General features: G+C 39.3%; 15 protein-coding genes, 4 rRNA genes and 1 pseudogene. 16 read left to right on the forward strand and 4 right to left on the reverse strand.

Annotation, left to right across the window (positions count from 1 at the left end):
* Positions 1-4: 4 nt before the first annotated feature.
* Together rrf (C1N55_RS00250) and C1N55_RS00255 are read left to right on the forward strand one after the other, a co-directional pair.
* Positions 5-120 (forward strand): 5S ribosomal RNA (gene rrf, locus C1N55_RS00250).
* Between the two features lie 194 nt (positions 121-314).
* Positions 315-497 (forward strand): annotated as a pseudogene (locus tag C1N55_RS00255) (transposase); the annotation flags it as partial.
* Positions 498-547: 50 nt separating this feature from the next.
* Here the strand turns inward: C1N55_RS00255 and C1N55_RS00260 are convergent.
* From C1N55_RS00260 to C1N55_RS00270, 3 genes are read right to left on the reverse strand one after another with little or no spacing between them, the layout of a single operon-like run.
* The gene (locus C1N55_RS00260) at positions 548-1,669 is read right to left on the reverse strand and encodes a Ger(x)C family spore germination protein (RefSeq protein ID WP_240758340.1); all 1,122 of its coding nucleotides are present in this window, start codon (positions 1,667-1,669) and stop codon (positions 548-550) included.
* An 11-nt stretch (positions 1,670-1,680) separates the two neighbouring features.
* Positions 1,681-2,769, reverse strand: coding sequence for a GerAB/ArcD/ProY family transporter (locus C1N55_RS00265; RefSeq protein ID WP_240758341.1), 1,089 nt, complete (start codon positions 2,767-2,769; stop codon positions 1,681-1,683).
* A gap of 5 nt (positions 2,770-2,774) precedes the next feature.
* The gene (locus tag C1N55_RS00270) at positions 2,775-4,244 is read right to left on the reverse strand and encodes a spore germination protein (protein ID WP_240758342.1); all 1,470 of its coding nucleotides are present in this window, start codon (positions 4,242-4,244) and stop codon (positions 2,775-2,777) included.
* A 1,130-nt stretch (positions 4,245-5,374) separates the two neighbouring features.
* Here C1N55_RS00270 and C1N55_RS00275 point away from each other — a divergent pair.
* The 14 genes from C1N55_RS00275 (at position 5,375) to rsmI (ending at position 18,797) form a co-directional block, all read left to right on the forward strand.
* A 16S ribosomal RNA gene (locus C1N55_RS00275) occupies positions 5,375-6,929 on the forward strand.
* Between the two features lie 313 nt (positions 6,930-7,242).
* A 23S ribosomal RNA gene (locus tag C1N55_RS00280) occupies positions 7,243-10,163 on the forward strand.
* A gap of 64 nt (positions 10,164-10,227) precedes the next feature.
* Positions 10,228-10,343: ribosomal RNA gene (gene rrf, locus C1N55_RS00285) — 5S ribosomal RNA — on the forward strand.
* The 16S, 23S and 5S rRNA genes sit together here, the layout of an rRNA operon.
* Positions 10,344-10,568: 225 nt before the next feature.
* Positions 10,569-11,318 (forward strand): phosphorylase family protein, encoded by a 750-nt coding sequence (locus C1N55_RS00290; protein WP_137726970.1) that lies wholly within the window; start codon positions 10,569-10,571, stop codon positions 11,316-11,318.
* Positions 11,319-11,445: 127 nt separating this feature from the next.
* Positions 11,446-12,867: an aminotransferase class I/II-fold pyridoxal phosphate-dependent enzyme gene (locus C1N55_RS00295; protein ID WP_137726971.1), complete on the forward strand. Its 1,422-nt coding sequence runs from the start codon at positions 11,446-11,448 to the stop codon at positions 12,865-12,867.
* A 19-nt stretch (positions 12,868-12,886) separates the two neighbouring features.
* Positions 12,887-13,522, forward strand: a complete 636-nt coding sequence (gene tmk / locus C1N55_RS00300) for a dTMP kinase (RefSeq protein ID WP_137726972.1) — start codon at positions 12,887-12,889, stop codon at positions 13,520-13,522.
* Between the two features lie 63 nt (positions 13,523-13,585).
* Positions 13,586-13,915 carry a cyclic-di-AMP receptor gene (locus C1N55_RS00305; RefSeq protein WP_137726973.1) on the forward strand — a complete coding sequence of 110 codons (330 nt, stop codon included), beginning with the start codon at positions 13,586-13,588 and terminating at the stop codon, positions 13,913-13,915.
* Positions 13,916-14,086: 171 nt separating this feature from the next.
* The gene (locus C1N55_RS00310) at positions 14,087-14,527 is read left to right on the forward strand and encodes a YaaR family protein (RefSeq protein WP_137726974.1); all 441 of its coding nucleotides are present in this window, start codon (positions 14,087-14,089) and stop codon (positions 14,525-14,527) included.
* A 116-nt stretch (positions 14,528-14,643) separates the two neighbouring features.
* Complete coding sequence (gene holB, locus C1N55_RS00315; RefSeq protein WP_137730480.1) at positions 14,644-15,648, forward strand: DNA polymerase III subunit delta'; 1,005 nt, start codon at positions 14,644-14,646, stop codon at positions 15,646-15,648.
* On the forward strand, positions 15,641-16,456 hold the full coding sequence (locus C1N55_RS00320) for a PSP1 domain-containing protein (RefSeq protein ID WP_137726975.1): 816 nt from the start codon (positions 15,641-15,643) through the stop codon (positions 16,454-16,456). The genes holB and C1N55_RS00320 overlap by 8 nt, the downstream gene beginning before the upstream one ends.
* 23 nt (positions 16,457-16,479) lie before the next feature.
* Complete coding sequence (gene yabA / locus C1N55_RS00325; protein ID WP_137726976.1) at positions 16,480-16,836, forward strand: DNA replication initiation control protein YabA; 357 nt, start codon at positions 16,480-16,482, stop codon at positions 16,834-16,836.
* A gap of 95 nt (positions 16,837-16,931) precedes the next feature.
* Entirely contained in the window at positions 16,932-17,681 is a 750-nt protein-coding gene (locus C1N55_RS00330) for a tRNA1(Val) (adenine(37)-N6)-methyltransferase (RefSeq protein ID WP_137726977.1), read from the forward strand.
* Positions 17,665-17,928: a GIY-YIG nuclease family protein gene (locus C1N55_RS00335; protein ID WP_137726978.1), complete on the forward strand. Its 264-nt coding sequence runs from the start codon at positions 17,665-17,667 to the stop codon at positions 17,926-17,928. Before C1N55_RS00330 ends, C1N55_RS00335 begins: the two co-directional genes overlap by 17 nt.
* Complete coding sequence (rsmI, locus tag C1N55_RS00340) at positions 17,925-18,797, forward strand: 16S rRNA (cytidine(1402)-2'-O)-methyltransferase (protein WP_137726979.1); 873 nt, start codon at positions 17,925-17,927, stop codon at positions 18,795-18,797. The genes C1N55_RS00335 and rsmI overlap by 4 nt, the downstream gene beginning before the upstream one ends.
* Positions 18,798-18,982: 185 nt before the next feature.
* Here the strand turns inward: rsmI and C1N55_RS00345 are convergent, their stop codons facing one another.
* A complete protein-coding gene (locus tag C1N55_RS00345) occupies positions 18,983-19,267 on the reverse strand; it encodes a transition state genes transcriptional regulator AbrB (RefSeq protein WP_305036287.1) in 285 nt (94 codons plus the stop codon).
* Between the last annotated feature and the right edge of the window lie 321 nt (positions 19,268-19,588).

Consider the following 19,588-nt stretch of genomic DNA (forward strand, 5'->3'; position numbering starts at 1 on the left):
TAAGTCTAGTGATGATGGCAAAGAGGTCACACCCGTTCCCATACCGAACACGGAAGTTAAGCTCTTTAGCGCCGATGGTAGTTGGGGGCTTCCCCCTGTGAGAGTAGGACGTCGCTAGGCAAATGAAACCACTGAGGATTCAGTGGTTTTTTTATTGTGTTTTAGAAACCCCCTACTGTGCAGGGAATTGAGGATAACTTTAGCTATGGAAAATAAAAAACTCCAATCGTACAATAAAGTCAGGTCTGGTAAACTGACTTCTTACGAATGGAGTATCCAATTTAAAAAATAAAAGTTTAGCACATACAGAATGAATTTCTACGTATTACATAGTTGTTGCGCCAAAGTATAGAAGACAAATGATTTATTGAAAAATCAAAGCGGATATAGGAAAAATACTTTGCCAACTATGTGGGAGAAAAGGGGTTGAAATAACTGAAACGAAAGCATGTCTCAATCACATACATAAATTGGTGAGTATTCCCTCTAAGTTAGGCTCATTATAACTTTATAAATTGAGCAAGACTCAGTGGTGCGTTTTTAGGAATTATTGAAACACACCATCACGAACGATTTTGGTATTTACTGTGACGTTCACTTTCATTTCTGTATACATTTCATGCCACTTTTCTAAATCAATATTTGCTTTTCGAACTTGGGCTTTATAGCGTTCGCCAAATCGGAAAATATCGGAATTAATTTCTTGGCTATATTGAATAATTCGATTTATTTCACTTTCTATTTTCTTATTTATTGCTTTTTCGAGATTTTCAGTTGATTCTATATTCTTTATACGTAAATTAGAAGGAACTTCTACTAATCGACTTTCAAGATCGATTAATAAATCAAATTCAGGTACCGTTTTATCAGCTAATTTGATTTTTCGCTTCGATTTAATAGAATCAACGGCTATTTGTATTTCTTCAGAAGAATCATCAGAGCTTAATTCTAAAGTTGTAGTGGGTAATGCTAACCCAAGTGAACCATCTTGTAGATTATCTCGAATCATTTTAATATAAAGAAAGTCTTCTGCAGGAAGACTTCCAACAAATTTATCCTCTTTAAAAAAACCAATACTTGAGATTTCAACATATTCTCCTTGCTTTTTTAACATGGGTAGCGAATAATCACCTAATTTGGAAAGGTTTTCGCGATTTATTTCATGAAGCGTTGATGAAAGAACATGGTTTTGGTCTATATTATGCTCGATTAACTGAAAAATATGTTGACCAATATCCGTAATATTTTTATAGTTATTTTCAATTAAGGATTTGGAATTCCCCTCAACTACAGCTAAGTAGATACCGTTACTGATTTCAGGATTTATTTTTAATGTGTGTATACTATCAACAATACCAGCTTTCGCTAACTCCTCACCGAATAATACAACTCTTAGTTGTCCGGAGCCAATTTTTTTTGACGTTTTTAGATCGATTTTCAAACGAGCGCCTCTGCTTGTAGGTTCTGTTGCAGATTGTATTTCTACATTACTTTCTAGATCGGGGTTGATCTGTCGGATAGCAGCAGTAACAGTAATCTGATCATCTTCTGCTAAATCATAACCAATTAACGTTGTTAAACTAGTTCTCTCAAGAATATGCTGCTCTGTGCAACCCATTAAGATAATACAGGTTGTACAGAGCAGAACTAATAATTTATAGGAATTCAACTTTTTCTCACCTATCGTTTTATGATTTTTTTCTTAAAAAATGCAATCAAATATACAAATAACGGAAATGTAAACACTAAATAAAATGAAGTTTGCGAAACAAACGTGCTAATTTCCTCCAGTTGCATTTGCGTTTGGATAAGTAAGGTTCCGATAAAAATAATCATTGAAAAAATTAAAATGAACTTTTTCTCATTTATTTTAATCATGCGTTTAAAAGCACGATAGGCTGACCAAGCAAATATACAAAGATTCGGTAAAATAATAATTATCCAAAAACAAACAGTAAAAATTTCAATTCTTTCAAAGAAAGGGAGGCGAATAATGCTAAACAATGATAATGTAGCCCATATTACTCTCTCAAGCTGTTCTCCACTAAAAAAAGTTAAGGAAATTAGCATAACAAAAAGATAAATGATCAGTGTGTAGAGTAAACCTAAATGGACATACAATTTCGCTTTCTTCTTTTCTTTAACGAAAGGATAAAGTACATTTATTACTTCGAAACCTACTATTGTTAAGGTCATGGAGTAGGCCCCTTTTAGAAGACTTATAATATCATTATCAAAGATAGGGAAAAGGTAATTTATATTGGCAAATTCTAATGGATACAATAGGATAACGAGCATCCATTGCGGAAAAAAGAAACATAAAAAACAAAGGCCAATAATTACTCTTAGTCCACCTGTGAAAGCATAAATAACAAGTAATAGTATGGTAATGACGATAAAAGATGGATTTAAGTTGGGAAATACCCATGTAACAATCACTTCTGTGAAGTTTTCAATGATAACGGTAAATAATAATCCATAATAAACAATAAATATTAAATTAACGAAGTTACCTAAAAATTTACCAAATAAATCTAAGTGTATTCCGTAGATATCATCTGACTTATATAACTCCAGTGTTTTAAAAATGATAACTACAAGAATATGTGCTGCAAGAAAACTAATGATAATAGAAATCCATGAATCTTGTTTTGCATCTTTATAGATGACGCTCTGGAACCCATAGACTCCGATACCAATTTGAACTTTACTAATAATAAAAAAGAGAAGAAAAGCATTAAACTTTTGAGTAGAATTTACTTGTAACATACTGTTCACTCTTTCACCTTCTCTTTGCCTTCCAATGTCATGCTAACAGTTTGATCATCTGTATTACTTACCCTTGCATTTGGTGACTTTCGAATCATGAATGGGATCGGTAAGCGAATAATACTATCCCCCCAGTTTTTAAATCTCGGTGGGTAAAATGGTGACATATAAGGAGCACCTAAGCTTGTTTGACGCAATAAATGAATTATGAGAGCACAAAAAGCCAAAATAATTCCATAATATCCCCAGAATCCAGCTAAAATAATAATAGGAAATCGAAGTACTCTGATAACATTCCCCATCATATAGTTCGGTGTAGTAAAAGAGGAGAGTGCGCACAAAGCGATAATGATAATAAGAATATTACTCGTTATACCTGCTTGCACTGCAGCTGTACCTAGTACAATCCCCCCAACAATCCCGATGGTTTGACCAATTTTAGTAGGCAATCTTGCCCCTGCCTCACGAAGTAATTCAATAATTAATTCTAAAAAAAGAGCTTCCAGTATTGGTGGAAATGGCACGATAGCTCGTGATTCACTGAGTGGAACTAAAAGCGGTTGTGGAATCACTTCATAATGGAAAGTTAGAGATGCTACATACAAGGGTGTAAAAAAGATTGAAATAATAAGAGCCGCAAATCTTAATAATCGAACAAATGTGGCAACTGGCCATCGTAAATTCTTGTCTTCTCTACTATGAAAAAACTCAATAAATGAATAAGGACATAAGATGGCCATTGAGCTACCATCTACAAGAATACCTATTTTTCCACTAAGTAATCCGTCGCAAAATCGGTCAGGACGTTCGGTTAGTAACATTTGAGGAAACATAGATAAGGAATTATCATCAATTAGTTCTGAAAGCATTGTGCTGTCAAGTAAGTCTTGAATGTGCAGAGATTCTATTCTTTGGCGTACGGTATTAACATTTTGTTCAGTTGCGATACCGTCAATATATAGCAAAGCAATGTTGGTGTTGGTTTGTTTTCCAACCTTTAATTTTTCATTACAAAGATTCGGATTCATAATATACCGTCGAATAAGAGATATATTTGTTGAGATACTTTCATTAAAACCTACTTGAGAACCTATTACTTGTGATTCGTTTTCAGGTGTAGATAAAGTGCGTGACTCAATTGTTGGTATTTCAGCTAAAACTGATTGTGAATATCCTTCAATGTGAATAATGACAGCACCTATCAACATGGTATCAATACACATATTCAATTGATTGGATATACTAACTTGTGGTAGTGGTAAGGTTTTTTGAATGATAGTCGGTGTTTCTTCGTTAATGTTCTGCAATCTAGGCAGTATTTTTTCATTCAAAACATCTTCTTTAATTAAGTTTTCGATAAATACAACCGTGATAGTATCAGTGACATAATGAGTTACCAAATCAGCTGGTGAATGGAGTTTCTTCGTTATTGATTTAACAAATTCTTTAGTAGAAGATTCAATATCACCATTCAAAACCTTTTCAGTAGATGAATTACTTGATATTTCTTTTGATAAAATGTCACTTTTCGTTAGACCATTTCCATTTGTTTGATTTGATTTTTTACTATCAATGCTCTCATTAGGATTTGATGTTTTGGATAACGGAATTTTTTTTCTTTTTCTAAAAAATATGAGGATTACCTCCTTCTCATAGTTTTCTATTTGTATGAGTGATAGATAAATTAACCACTTTCTTTATTTCTTTATATCTAGGTGTAATAATTGATGATATTAGTGAATAGTCATTAACTCTATTAAGTTCTTCAGTAGACTATTTTCATAATGTCCATATTTTTCAAATTTTAATCTTAATAGATGGATATCTTTTTAATTTAGCAGAGGTTTTTAAAGAATTAGAGGTTATATACATAATTTTTCCAACCTATTTAAAATTTGAGGTTTCCATAGCTTGTAGTCGATATAATGGAGGAGAAGTATATGTTAATGGAGTGGTTTGCATAAAATTGTTGAGTCTATTATTCTTACTCAGGAGCATTTATCTAAAAATTAAGAGACGTAATTTTAGTTTGAAGAAAACCGGCCCCATGCGTACTTTTTGGCTGCAAGGATGTATATTATCTACAAATATAAATAGGATCTTTACTATATTCCTGGTTTTCAAGTTGTTCTATAAGATAGATAGCAACCAGCTTTAATATTTATTTCTGTATATTTATGGTTTAGCACTTGCAAATCTTATATTATATTGGTATATTAGTATTCTTCGCTAAAACGAGTTGGATAATTATTATTTAATAACAAATTTTAATTGACTCCACTTTTTTAACTTGATATAATAATTTAGCTGTCGGATAAACATTTTAGTCGTTAATAAAAAAGTTGTTGACAACTGTTTTGCTAGATGGTATTATTTAAAATTTGCTGTTCAAAGCGATGAAATAAAAGATTTAAAAAAGGGTTGACAACTAAGTTGTTAGCGAGTACAATATAAAAGTTGCCATTAGGAAATAGGCGGCGAAATGAACCTTGAAAACTGAACAACAAAACGTTAATGAACATAGTTTCCTCTATTAATTTAGAGAAACGAAATTTTGGACATCAAAATTGATGCCAGCAAAATTTGAGCTAATCAAATTTTCTCTTTTATGGAGAGTTTGATCCTGGCTCAGGACGAACGCTGGCGGCGTGCCTAATACATGCAAGTCGAGCGGACTTGATGGGAGCTTGCTCCTTGTCAAGTTAGCGGCGGACGGGTGAGTAACACGTGGGCAACCTGCCCTATAGTTGGGGATAACTCCGGGAAACCGGGGCTAATACCGAATAATACATTTCAACTCCTGTTGAAATGTTGAAAGATGGTTTACGCTATCGCTATGGGATGGGCCCGCGGCGCATTAGCTAGTTGGTGAGGTAACGGCTCACCAAGGCGACGATGCGTAGCCGACCTGAGAGGGTGATCGGCCACACTGGGACTGAGACACGGCCCAGACTCCTACGGGAGGCAGCAGTAGGGAATCTTCCACAATGGGCGAAAGCCTGATGGAGCAACGCCGCGTGAGTGAAGAAGGTTTTCGGATCGTAAAACTCTGTTGTAAGGGAAGAACAAGTACAGTAGTAACTGGCTGTACCTTGACGGTACCTTATTAGAAAGCCACGGCTAACTACGTGCCAGCAGCCGCGGTAATACGTAGGTGGCAAGCGTTGTCCGGAATTATTGGGCGTAAAGCGCGCGCAGGTGGTCCTTTAAGTCTGATGTGAAAGCCCACGGCTCAACCGTGGAGGGTCATTGGAAACTGGGGGACTTGAGTGCAGAAGAGGAAAGTGGAATTCCAAGTGTAGCGGTGAAATGCGTAGAGATTTGGAGGAACACCAGTGGCGAAGGCGACTTTCTGGTCTGTAACTGACACTGAGGCGCGAAAGCGTGGGGAGCAAACAGGATTAGATACCCTGGTAGTCCACGCCGTAAACGATGAGTGCTAAGTGTTAGGGGGTTTCCGCCCCTTAGTGCTGCAGCTAACGCATTAAGCACTCCGCCTGGGGAGTACGGTCGCAAGACTGAAACTCAAAGGAATTGACGGGGGCCCGCACAAGCGGTGGAGCATGTGGTTTAATTCGAAGCAACGCGAAGAACCTTACCAGGTCTTGACATCCCATTGACCGCTATGGAGACATAGCTTTCCCTTCGGGGACAGTGGTGACAGGTGGTGCATGGTTGTCGTCAGCTCGTGTCGTGAGATGTTGGGTTAAGTCCCGCAACGAGCGCAACCCTTGTTCTTAGTTGCCATCATTTAGTTGGGCACTCTAAGGAGACTGCCGGTGACAAGCCGGAGGAAGGTGGGGATGACGTCAAATCATCATGCCCCTTATGACCTGGGCTACACACGTGCTACAATGGACGGTACAAACGGTTGCCAACCCGCGAGGGGGAGCTAATCCGATAAAACCGTTCTCAGTTCGGATTGTAGGCTGCAACTCGCCTACATGAAGCCGGAATCGCTAGTAATCGCGGATCAGCATGCCGCGGTGAATACGTTCCCGGGCCTTGTACACACCGCCCGTCACACCACGAGAGTTTGTAACACCCGAAGCCGGTGGGGTAACCCTTTTGGGAGCCAGCCGTCGAAGGTGGGACAGATGATTGGGGTGAAGTCGTAACAAGGTAGCCGTATCGGAAGGTGCGGCTGGATCACCTCCTTTCTAAGGATATTTAACGGAATGGTTGACCTTTTGGTCAAACAACATTAACGTTTTGTGTTCAGTTTTGAAGGTTCAGCAATGAATTTTCAAATTGTGCTCCTGCCGCGAAGAAAAGCTAGGAAGTAATTCAAAGCTTTCGTCGCAAATCTGCACGGAGTATTTCACTGATGTTTAGTCACGATGTGATTGAAGTCAGCTGATTTGTTCTTTGAAAACTGGATAAAACGACATTGAAAGCAACAAAATTCAAGTAATTGATTGTGTAGTTCTTAAGTCTTTTCTTTTTTTAGAAAAGCAGTAACTGATCTTTATAGGTTAAGTTATTAAGGGCGCACGGTGGATGCCTTGGCACTAGGAGCCGAAGAAGGACGGCACTAACACCGATATGCTTCGGGGAGCTGTAAGTAAGCTTTGATCCGGAGATTTCCGAATGGGGGAACCCACTGTTCGTAATGGAACAGTATCTTGACGTGAATACATAGCGTCTTGAAGGCAGACCCAGGGAACTGAAACATCTAAGTACCTGGAGGAAGAGAAAGAAATTATTCGATTCCCTGAGTAGCGGCGAGCGAAACGGGAAGAGCCCAAACCAAGAGGCTTGCCTCTTGGGGTTGTAGGACACTCTATACGGAGTTACAAAGGAATGAATTAGGCGAAGCGATCTGGAAAGGTCTGCCATAGCGGGTAAAAGCCCCGTAGTCGAAAGTTCATTCTCTCTTGAGTGTATCCTGAGTACGGCGGAACACGTGAAATTCCGTCGGAATCCGGGAGGACCATCTCCCAAGGCTAAATACTACCTAGTGACCGATAGTGAACCAGTACCGTGAGGGAAAGGTGAAAAGCACCCCGGAAGGGGAGTGAAATAGAACCTGAAACCGTGTGCCTACAAGTAGTTAGAGCCCGTTAATGGGTGATAGCGTGCCTTTTGTAGAATGAACCGGCGAGTTACGATTACGTGCAAGGTTAAGCTGAGAAGGCGGAGCCGTAGCGAAAGCGAGTCTGAATAGGGCGAATTAGTACGTGGTCGTAGACCCGAAACCAGGTGATCTACCCATGTCCAGGGTGAAGGTGAGGTAACACTCACTGGAGGCCCGAACCCACGCACGTTGAAAAGTGCGGGGATGAGGTGTGGGTAGCGGAGAAATTCCAATCGAACTTGGAGATAGCTGGTTCTCTCCGAAATAGCTTTAGGGCTAGCCTCGTGATAGAGAATACTGGAGGTAGAGCACTGTTTGGACTAGGGGGGCATCTCGCTTTACCGAATTCAGACAAACTCCGAATGCCAGATATTTATACACGGGAGTCAGACTGCGAGTGATAAGATCCGTAGTCAAAAGGGAAACAGCCCAGACCACCAGCTAAGGTCCCAAAGTAATCGTTAAGTGGAAAAGGATGTGGCGTTGCTTAGACAACCAGGATGTTGGCTTAGAAGCAGCCATCATTTAAAGAGTGCGTAATAGCTCACTGGTCGAGTGACGCTGCGCCGAAAATGTATCGGGGCTAAACGATTCACCGAAGCTGTGGATGGACATCTAAGATGTCCGTGGTAGGAGAGCGTTCTAAGTGCGTTGAAGTCAGACCGGAAGGACTGGTGGAGCGCTTAGAAGTGAGAATGCCGGTATGAGTAGCGAAAGATGGGTGAGAATCCCATCCACCGTATGACTAAGGTTTCCTGAGGAAGGCTCGTCCGCTCAGGGTTAGTCGGGACCTAAGTCGAGGCCGATAGGCGTAGACGATGGACAACAGGTTGATATTCCTGTACCACCTCCCCGCCGTTTGAGTAATGGGGGGACGCAGTAGGATAAGATAAGCGTACCGTTGGTTGAGTACGCCCAAGCAGTAAGGCGTGGAAGTAGGCAAATCCGCTTCCTGTAACGTTGAGCTGTGATGGGGAGCGAGTTTCTCGCGAAGTATCTGATTTCACGCTGCCAAGAAAAGCCTCTAGCGAGGCGGGAGGTGCCCGTACCGCAAACCGACACAGGTAGTCGAGGAGAGAATCCTAAGGTGTGCGAGAGAACTCTCGTTAAGGAACTCGGCAAAATGACCCCGTAACTTCGGGAGAAGGGGTGCTCTCAGCAATGAGAGCCGCAGTGAATAGGCCCAGGCGACTGTTTAGCAAAAACACAGGTCTCTGCAAAACCGTAAGGTGACGTATAGGGGCTGACGCCTGCCCGGTGCTGGAAGGTTAAGAGGAGGGGTTAGCGCAAGCGAAGCTCTGAATTGAAGCCCCAGTAAACGGCGGCCGTAACTATAACGGTCCTAAGGTAGCGAAATTCCTTGTCGGGTAAGTTCCGACCCGCACGAAAGGCGTAACGATCTGGGCACTGTCTCAACGAGAGACTCGGTGAAATTATAGTACCTGTGAAGATGCAGGTTACCCGCGACAGGACGGAAAGACCCCGTGGAGCTTTACTGTAGCCTGATATTGAATTTTGGTACAACTTGTACAGGATAGGTAGGAGCCAGAGAACTCGGAGCGCCAGCTTCGAGGGAGGCGTCGGTGGGATACTACCCTGGTTGTATTGAAATTCTAACCCATACCCGTAAGCCGGGTAGGAGACAGTGTCAGGTGGACAGTTTGACTGGGGCGGTCGCCTCCTAAAAGGTAACGGAGGCGCCCAAAGGTTCCCTCAGAATGGTTGGAAATCATTCGTAGAGTGTAAAGGCACAAGGGAGCTTGACTGCGAGACCTACAAGTCGAGCAGGGTCGAAAGACGGGCTTAGTGATCCGGTGGTTCCGCATGGAAGGGCCATCGCTCAACGGATAAAAGCTACCCCGGGGATAACAGGCTTATCTCCCCCAAGAGTCCACATCGACGGGGAGGTTTGGCACCTCGATGTCGGCTCATCGCATCCTGGGGCTGTAGTCGGTCCCAAGGGTTGGGCTGTTCGCCCATTAAAGCGGTACGCGAGCTGGGTTCAGAACGTCGTGAGACAGTTCGGTCCCTATCCGTCGTGGGCGTAGGAAATTTGAGAGGAGCTGTCCTTAGTACGAGAGGACCGGGATGGACACACCGCTGGTGTACCAGTTGTCTTGCCAAAGGCATCGCTGGGTAGCTATGTGTGGACGGGATAAGTGCTGAAAGCATCTAAGCATGAAGCCCCCCTCAAGATGAGATTTCCCATTACGCAAGTAAGTAAGATCCCTCAAAGACGATGAGGTAGATAGGTTCGAGGTGGAAGTGTGGTGACACATGGAGCTGACGAATACTAATCGATCGAGGACTTAACCAAATCTTGAATGCAATCAATGTCTTTATCCAGTTTTGAGAGAACAAAGTTCTTTCAACTAAATAAGTCTAGTGATGATGGCAAAGAGGTCACACCCGTTCCCATACCGAACACGGAAGTTAAGCTCTTTAGCGCCGATGGTAGTTGGGGGCTTCCCCCTGTGAGAGTAGGACGTCGCTAGGCAAATGTAAAACCACTGAGGATTCAGTGGTTTTTTTATTTAGTAAACAAACTATAACTTGAAAATGGTTTAGCCTGTTTACTGATCAGAGTAGAGGTTCATTAGCAACCATAACCAATTTCTTCTTTAAATATTTTTAAAATAATACGCTCCCTATATTTACCTGATTTTAGTTAACCGATGTATAATTTTATATATGCTGTTTGAATGAAAGGGGATGAAGGAAGTTGAAGTTTTATGGGGATTTTACAAAGAAAGATTGGTTAGATGCTTTTGGTGTAGATGAGAAACAAATTCCTTTATCATTCATAATTCACGGTGAATGGAACCACGAAGAAAATCTAGCCTTTTGGAAAGACCTCTTAAAAAAAGAATTGTGGTTGCCGAAATGGAACACTATTATTGGGGAATACAAAGAAACCAAAATTGGATTTGCCAATGTATATGGTAGCCCTATTGCAACTATGATCACACATCAATTTGCTTTGGCTGGAACCAATCAGTTTATCCAGACAGGTTATTTTGGTGGCTTATCCATTGATGTAAAATACGGTGATATTTTAATTGTTTCACAGGCAGAAATGCAGGATGGTGCGTCTCATTGGTATCTACCTAATTCCAAAATGGTTAAATCCGACGAAGAATTATTAAGTGCCGCAATCGATTATTGTGAAAAAAGAGGGTACTCATATGTAGTTGGAAGTGTTCTATCTACTAGCGTAATGTTGCTTGAAACCCAAGAAATGATTAATGAATGGGCATCGAACGGTCATTTGGGAGTAGATATGGAAACAGCAGCGACTTTATCGGCAGCCAAAAGGTTCGATAAAAAAGCGATTGCTTTGTTAAATCTGTCAGACCATTTAATAGTAGGAGATTCACTTTACTCTTACACAAAAGAAAGAGAATTAATTGAAGCAGAAACAGATATAAAAATAAGGGACCTAGCACTATATTTATCATCAATCTCAAAGTAGCTTAAATAATGGTATTTTTTTAAATGCAACGATTCATTATTTCTACTAAGGATCCTTATCCAATTCACTTCCGTTTTCACTCTCTATACGACTATAATAGGAAGGGATAAATGAACGGAGTGAGAAGATGAAAAGGGAAAGACCGGTCGTTTCGGCTCTACAAAAATTTGCTAAAGATGAGCCAATGAGTTGGCATGTTCCGGGACATAAAAACGGCTTATTATCAAACTTACCAAGAAATCTCAAAGAAGCACTTACATACGATCTAACAGAGTTGACAGGCTTGGATGATTATCACCATCCAGAAGAAGCCATTGCGCAGGCAGAAATGCTTTTAGCCAGTGCATACCAAACAAATAGAAGTTTCTTTTTAGTGAACGGTTCGACAGTAGGAAATCTGGCAATGATCTATGCAACCTGTAAACGAAATGAAAAAATTATCGTGCAAAGAAATGCACATAAATCCATTTTTCATGCTTTAGAGCTTGTAGGGGCAAAAGCTATATTTGTGGCACCTGCATGGGATATGACAACCACTACTGCTGGAGCTGTTTCAACAACAACATTGAAAGAAGCATTGCAGCTTCATCCTGATGCTAAAGCCGTTGTATTAACTTATCCTACCTACTATGGGTTAGCAGGTAAGGAGCTGGAGACACAAGTAAAATTGTGTCATGAAATGAAAATACCAGTTCTTGTTGACGAGGCTCATGGCGCCCATTTCATAGCGAGTCAATCATTCCCACCCTCTGCCATCCAATTAGGGGCAGATGTTGTTGTACAATCTGCACATAAAACACTTCCAGCTATGACCATGGCCTCTTTTTTACATGTGAACTCAAATTTACTTAAAGTAGAAAAGATTAATCATTATTTACGTATGCTTCAATCCAGTAGTCCGTCATATTTGCTTCTTGCTTCTTTAGATGACGCAAGAGACTATATAGATACCTATTTAGAAAGTGATGCAACCTATTTACAAGAGAAAAGAAATCAGTGGATAGAAGCATTGCGTTCAATAGATCCTTTACAGGTCATTGAAGTTGATGACCCGTTGAAGCTATTATTACGCTTCCCGGGATATACTGGCTTTCAGTTGAAAGAGGTACTTGAACAACAACGGATATATGTCGAGCTTGCTGATGCTTATCAAGTATTATTTATCCTACCGCTACTAAAACATGGACAAGCTTACCCATTTGCTGAGGCACGAATACGAATAAAAGAAGCCATTTTTAATTTAAGGAAAAAAGGGGTAAATACCATTCAAACGGTTACACCATCCAATGAATATACAACCGTTTCGATGCCGGAGTATTCCTATGATGAATTAGAACAACTTGAAAAGGAGTGGGTTCCATATATGCGGGCAATTGGACGTGCTGCTGCAAGCATGTTGATTCCATATCCACCCGGTATCCCATTATTCGTGCCAGGAGAAAAAATTACAGTGGCTAAATTGAGTCAACTAGAAGAGTTACTTGCAGTAGGTGCAGCTTTTCAAGGACAACATCGTTTGGACGAAAAGCTGATTTACGTCATAAAGTAACAGTCGGAGGAATATAGAAATGAAAAGCAATCTATTTATTACATTTGAAGGCCCTGAAGGAGCAGGAAAAACGACCATTTTAACGAAAATTTCCGAGCGACTGCGTGAACAAAACATCGATTTATTAGCCACGCGAGAACCAGGTGGTATTGAAATTGCGGAAAAAATCCGTGAAGTAATCTTAAACCCTGCAAATACAGCAATGGATGAAAGAACAGAAGCATTATTGTATGCTGCTGCTCGAAGCCAGCATTTTTTCGAAAAAGTAGAGCCAGCCATCAAACAAGGAAAACTCGTATTATGTGATCGTTTTATCGATTCTTCATTAGCCTATCAAGGATATGCTCGTGGAATTGGCATGGATGAAGTATTATCGATAAATGAATTCGCAATTGGGAAACGTATGCCGGATTTAACCATATTATTTGATTTAAATCCTGCAGTTGGACTAGCCCGAATTCATGCACACAATGAGCGTGAGTTGAATAGACTTGATGTTGAGAGCTTATCATTTCACGAAAAAGTTAGGGAAGGTTATCATGAAGTAGTAAAGCGTTATCCTAATAGAATTAAAGTAGTGAATGCTGATCAGTCTGTGGAGAATGTAGTAGAAGAAGTCTGGCGTCTAATATGTGAAGCGCTAGATGAAAAGTAAATGAAGTAGGCTACTTTGTATGCTATAATATAAACACCAATTCAATATAGGGAGTGAGTGCGGATGAAGTTAGTTGTTGCAGTCGTTCAGGACCAAGATAGTAATCGTTTGTCTAGCGCGTTAACTAAAAATAATTTTCGCGCAACGAAATTAGCAAGTACTGGCGGGTTTTTACGTTCAGGAAACACAACCTTTATCGTCGGAACGGAGGATTCTTTAATTCCCCAATTGCTTGATATAATTCGAGATAATTGTCGTTCCCGCGAACAGATGGTGTCACCCGTTTCACCTTTAGGTGGGAATGCAGACTCCTATATCCCGTATCCCATTGAAGTTGAAGTTGGGGGAGCAACAGTATTTGTGTTACCAATCGAACAGTTCCACCATTTCTAACCTTATTTAGTAGAAATTTTCTTATAGTTCATTCATCGATTTAATGTAGAATTTATATAGCGAGATTTTCAACAAACAGTGAGGTTAACCGTGGTGGTTGTCAACTATGTATCATGAACATATAGACACACCTGCGCTATTCGGTTTTTGATAGGTGGAGGCGAAAGGTAATTGAAGATAAATCAAGATTTGCGATTGGGTTTAAAAACGAATCATCATGATATAAAACATGCGAACCAATCAGGAAATCGCTTTGGCGAAGTGCTTGTTAAACAGGGCACTAAGCTTCAAAACGAGCAGTTAACCAGATTAATGGGCGATATATCTGCTGCTGGTGACCGTGTTGCAAGGTCTCGTAATCTGCGTGAGTTGACTCGTTTTAAAATGCTAATCAAACGTTTCTTACAAGAAGCCGTAGAATATGGTCTTGATATGAAACAATCTCATACATGGAATCGTTTTGGAGAAGGGCGTCGTCTCAAAATTGTCGAAACGATTGATGAGCGATTAGTAGAACTTGCACAAGATATTTTAATTGAAGAGAAGAGTTCAATTGATTTGCTTGATAAAATCGGTGAAATAAAAGGATTATTAGTGAATCTATATATGTAAAACCCGTGTCTATTTACTTTCCTGTATGGGACACGGGGTTTTTTCTAAAATAAGTTAAATTGGAAGACTTAACTTCATTTTGATAAATGTTACGGTTAGAGAAAAAGGTGATCAAAGTGGTAGAAAATGTCGAAGAACTTAAGGTGTTACAGCCTTTAGTAATGAAGCAGTTACTCACGATTTTTGAAAAGAATAGAACCGGCCATGCGTACATATTTGATGGTGAAAAAGGAACGGGTAAAAATCAAATCGCAATTTTTTTCATAAAACTACTTTTGTGTCTGAACCCGTCGAAAAATGTTCCATGTGAAACATGTCGAAATTGCAAACGCATTGAAACAGGGAATCATCCAAATGTGAAGCAGTTGGAACCAGATGGACAATTTATCAAAATCGACCAAATTCGAGAGCTTATTTCTGGAATGACGAAAACTAGCATGGAGGAGGGACGTAAAATTTATGTCCTTCATCACGCAGATCGCATGAATATCTCTTCCGCTAATACACTACTAAAATTTTTAGAAGAGCCTGAAGGTAATGTGACAGCTATTCTATTAACAGAAAGCTATCAGTCCATCTTACCGACAATACAGTCACGTTGCCAGCATATAAAATTTGCTACTATTCCACGTGATATTTTATTGAAGCAACTTCAAGAACAGGGTATCACCTTTTCAATGGCGTCTACTGTTAGCATGTTAACTAATAGCTTAGAAACAGCGATTTTATTAGCACATGATGAGCAGTTTGCACATGCAAGAAAAACAGTGTTAAAATTAGTAGAGACAGTCAGAAAAAATGTCCATGAGGCATTGTTAGTTGTGTATGAAGATTGGCTGGTTTCGTTTAAGGAAAAAGACGAAATAGAACAAGCCTTAGATTTACTACTATTCGCATATCGTGATATTGTAGCTATAAAAGCGAATCCACAAAGCTCATGTACATATCCAGACATGTTGCAAAGTTGGAAGGAAATCGCGTTACACACAACTTATGATCGTCTGTCAGATCAATTGCAGGCAATTTTACAAGCTAGACAAAATTTGCAGCGCAATATGAATCGGTCGCTTTTGATGGAGCAGCTAATGCTTAATCTGCAGGAGGGGTATACATTTGTATAATGTAGTAGGAGTCCGTTTTAAAAAAGCGGGTAAAATATATTATTTTGACCCCGGTGATTTTCTACTTGAAAAAGGGCAGTATGTTATAGTAGAAACAGCAAGAGGGGTCGAATACGGAAAGATTGTCGTTCCAACGAAGCAAGTTGGGGAGAATGATGTTGTTTTACCATTAAAACAAGTATTACGCCCAGCGGATGAACGAGATCGAATCCAGGTTGAGGAAAATAGGCAAGAATCACAGCGAGCTTTTGAACTAGCCAGCACGAAAATTAGTGAGCATAAGTTAGAAATGAAGCTAGTTGATGTTGAGTATACATTTGATCGAAATAAAATTATCTTTTACTTCACGGCTGAAGGAAGAGTTGACTTTAGGGAATTAGTAAAAGATTTAGCTTCGATTTTCCGTACACGTATTGAACTACGACAAATTGGTGTGCGTGACGAAGCAAAACTTCTTGGTGGGATTGGCCCTTGTGGTAGAATGCTTTGCTGTTCGACATTTTTAGGAGATTTTGATCCAGTGTCGATTAAAATGGCAAAGGACCAAAACCTATCATTAAATCCGACGAAAATCTCCGGACTTTGCGGTCGTCTCATGTGTTGTCTTAAGTATGAGAATGATGATTATGAAAACGCAAAAGAAGGAATGCCTGATATCGGTGATTCAACCATGACACCAGATGGCCCAGGTAAAGTAGTAGGAATTAATGTTTTAGAAAGATTGATTCAAGTCTTCTTAGAAGAGCAGGTACGTACTGTTGAATATACATTAGAAGAAATTATAGAATGTGAGAAGAATTTGATTTAGATAAACAATGGGGTGGCATTCTAGTGAAGGACCGTAATTTCTTAGATACTGTTATGGAATTCGAACAACAGCTCGAAACACTACAGCAACAATATAATGATTTGAAAAAATATGTTGCACATATGGTGGAAGATCATCAAGCTATTCAAACGGAGAACCTTCACCTGCGTAGACGTCTAGAAGAGCTTTTATCTACAGATTCTACAGATGAAAGTAGTAATGAAGAGAAAGCGAGCTTATTAGATATTGGAGAGGGATATGATAATTTAGCACGTCTATACCAAGAAGGGTTCCATGTTTGCCACGTACATTTTGGCGGTTCTCGAAAAGGTGAAGATTGTTTATTTTGCCTATCGTTTTTGAATAAACAAAATGCATAATTTCCCTCTGAACGATAAAAGGCTGATACCACTCCACGTGGTTTTCAGTCTTTTCTTTTGGATAAGAGTTACAAAGTTATTAAAGGAGGTTGTTTATGGAACAATGGTTAAAAGAGGATGAGCGGCTTGATTATTTATTGGCTGAGGATTTAAGAATCATCCAAAGCCCTTCTGTATTCTCTTTTTCGTTAGATGCAGTCTTATTATCAAGGTTTGTCAATGTCCCTATAAATAAAGGGAAAATTGTCGACCTATGTTCTGGAAACGGAGTAATTCCATTATTCCTGAGTGCTCGTACAAAGGCTGAAATTATTGGTGTCGAATTACAAGAGAGACTATTTGATATGGCTGAACGGAGTATAAAGTATAATGGATTAGAAAATCAAATAAAGATGATTCTTGGAGACGTTAAAACGATTCCTCCTCAATTAGGAATTGAAAAATTTGACGTAGTAACATGTAACCCACCATATTTTTTAGCACATGAGCTGAGTGATAAAAATGTTAGTGAGCATTATGCTATTGCTCGTCATGAACTATATCTTACATTAGATGAAGCAATAGAGTCCGCAAGCAAATTGTTAAAACAGGGTGGAAAAGCAGCCTTTGTCCATCGACCGGGGAGACTATTGGATATTGTTACAGCAATGCGAGCAAATCGACTTGAACCAAAGCGCATCCGATTTGTCTATCCGAAAGTTGGTAAAGAAGCAAATACCTTATTAATAGAGGGAATAAAGGATGGGAAACCTGATTTAAAGGTATTACCTCCATTATACGTATATGATGACAACAATGAGTATACGGATGAAGTGAGTGAGATACTTTATGGAGACAAAAAATAATCATTTCTTTTATGTACTGGAGTGTGCGGATCATTCTCTTTATGCTGGCTATACAAATAATCTCGATAAACGAGTTGCTGCCCATAATTCTGGAAAAGGGGCAAAATATACAAAAGCCCACTTGCCTGTAAAATGCGTTTATTTTGAAACCTATGAAACGAAGCAAGAAGCAATGCGTGCAGAATATGCATTTAAACAATTAAAAAGAAGTGAAAAATTAAAGTATATTGGAGGGGCACCAAGATGAAATCACAAAAAAGCAGTCAGCATGAACAGGGAAGCTGTTTGTATTTGGTGGCAACGCCAATAGGAAATCTAGAAGATATGACGGTCCGTGCATTACGAATTTTGAAAGAAGTCGATGTAATTGCGGCTGAAGATACACGAAATACGAAAAAGCTATGTAATTATTTTGAAATCCAAACACCTCTTGTGAGCTATCACGAGCATAATCTTGAGCAAGGGGGAGAGAAGCTGCTAGGCTATCTAAGAGAAGGAAAATCTGTCGCCTTGGTTAGTGATGCTGGGCTACCTTGTATATCAGATCCGGGTGCAGATATCGTCGTAAAAGCAATTGAAGAAGATTTTGCGGTCGTACCGCTGCCAGGTGCAAATGCAGCTTTAACTGCATTGATTGCATCAGGAATAGCACCTCAACCCTTTTATTTCTTTGGATTTTTAAATCGCCAAAAGAAAGAGCGAAGATTACAGCTAGAGAAGTTAGCAAAACGAGAAGAGACAATGATTTTTTATGAGGCTCCTCATCGTTTAAAGGAAACATTAAAGGATTTAGAACTAGTTTTAGGGGACAGGAATATTGTATTAGCCCGAGAACTGACTAAGAAATTTGAAGAATTTTTGCGCGGAACTATTTCAGAAGCAGTGAAATGGGTCAATGAGAACGAAATTCGAGGCGAATTTTGCGTCATTTTGGAGGGGAATATGAACGGCGAGATGGAAGAGGAAGAAACAGCTTATTGGGCAAATTTATCAATCGTCGAACACATCGACCAATTAGTTGAAGAAAAACAGATGAACTCAAAGGATGCCATTAAAGAAGTAGCAAAATTAAGAGGTTTACCTAAGCGAGATGTCTACCAGCAATATCATATCTAATTTCTAATATTTGTATTACTGGATTGTATCTTGGTTAATATACATATATATTAACTTCTTAACTAGTAATAAAAAAGCATTGCTATTAATAATTCGATTAAATAGCAATGCTTTTTGCTATTTATGGCTATATAAAAAGAAAACGACTCTCGCTTTGTTGGCGAAAATCGCATTTTTCTCATGGTTTATTTTGAAAAGTGTTGTTGAATTTCTTTTACTAAAAGTTCCGCACCTTCTGGACTTAAGATTAATTTTCCTCCAGCAAGACGGAAATTCTCATCTGAAACTTCGCCAGTTACAGCACATGTCATGTTAGGCATGTATTTTTTAAGAATGATTTTATCGTCATCAACGTAAATTTCCAATGCATCTTTTTCTGCAATTCCTAGTGTGCGACGAAGTTCAATAGGAATAACTACACGTCCTAATTCATCGACTTTACGAACGATACCTGTTGATTTCATGACAATATTTCCTCCTATATTTTGTATAATATATTTTACATTCGTCAAAATTCGACATCTTTTTCCTGTCTGAATAGAATCATACCAAGTAATACCATAAACGTCAATTATTTAGTATTAATGGGTGAAACTTGATGTGAACAGGTTGTGAACGCTATTATAGATAAATGAGGTTTAATGATATTTAAATAGCATAAATTAGAGAATATTATTATAAAACGACAAATTTAGTTGTAAAGTTTCAATAAATTTACACCTTCTCCTAATGGTATTTTTCGACAAAATCCTGTAATAATATTCTTTCATTGAAACAATTTTCTTACTTCG

The organism is Lysinibacillus sp. SGAir0095 (assembly GCF_005491425.1).
Classification (GTDB): Bacteria; Bacillota; Bacilli; order Bacillales_A; family Planococcaceae; genus Ureibacillus.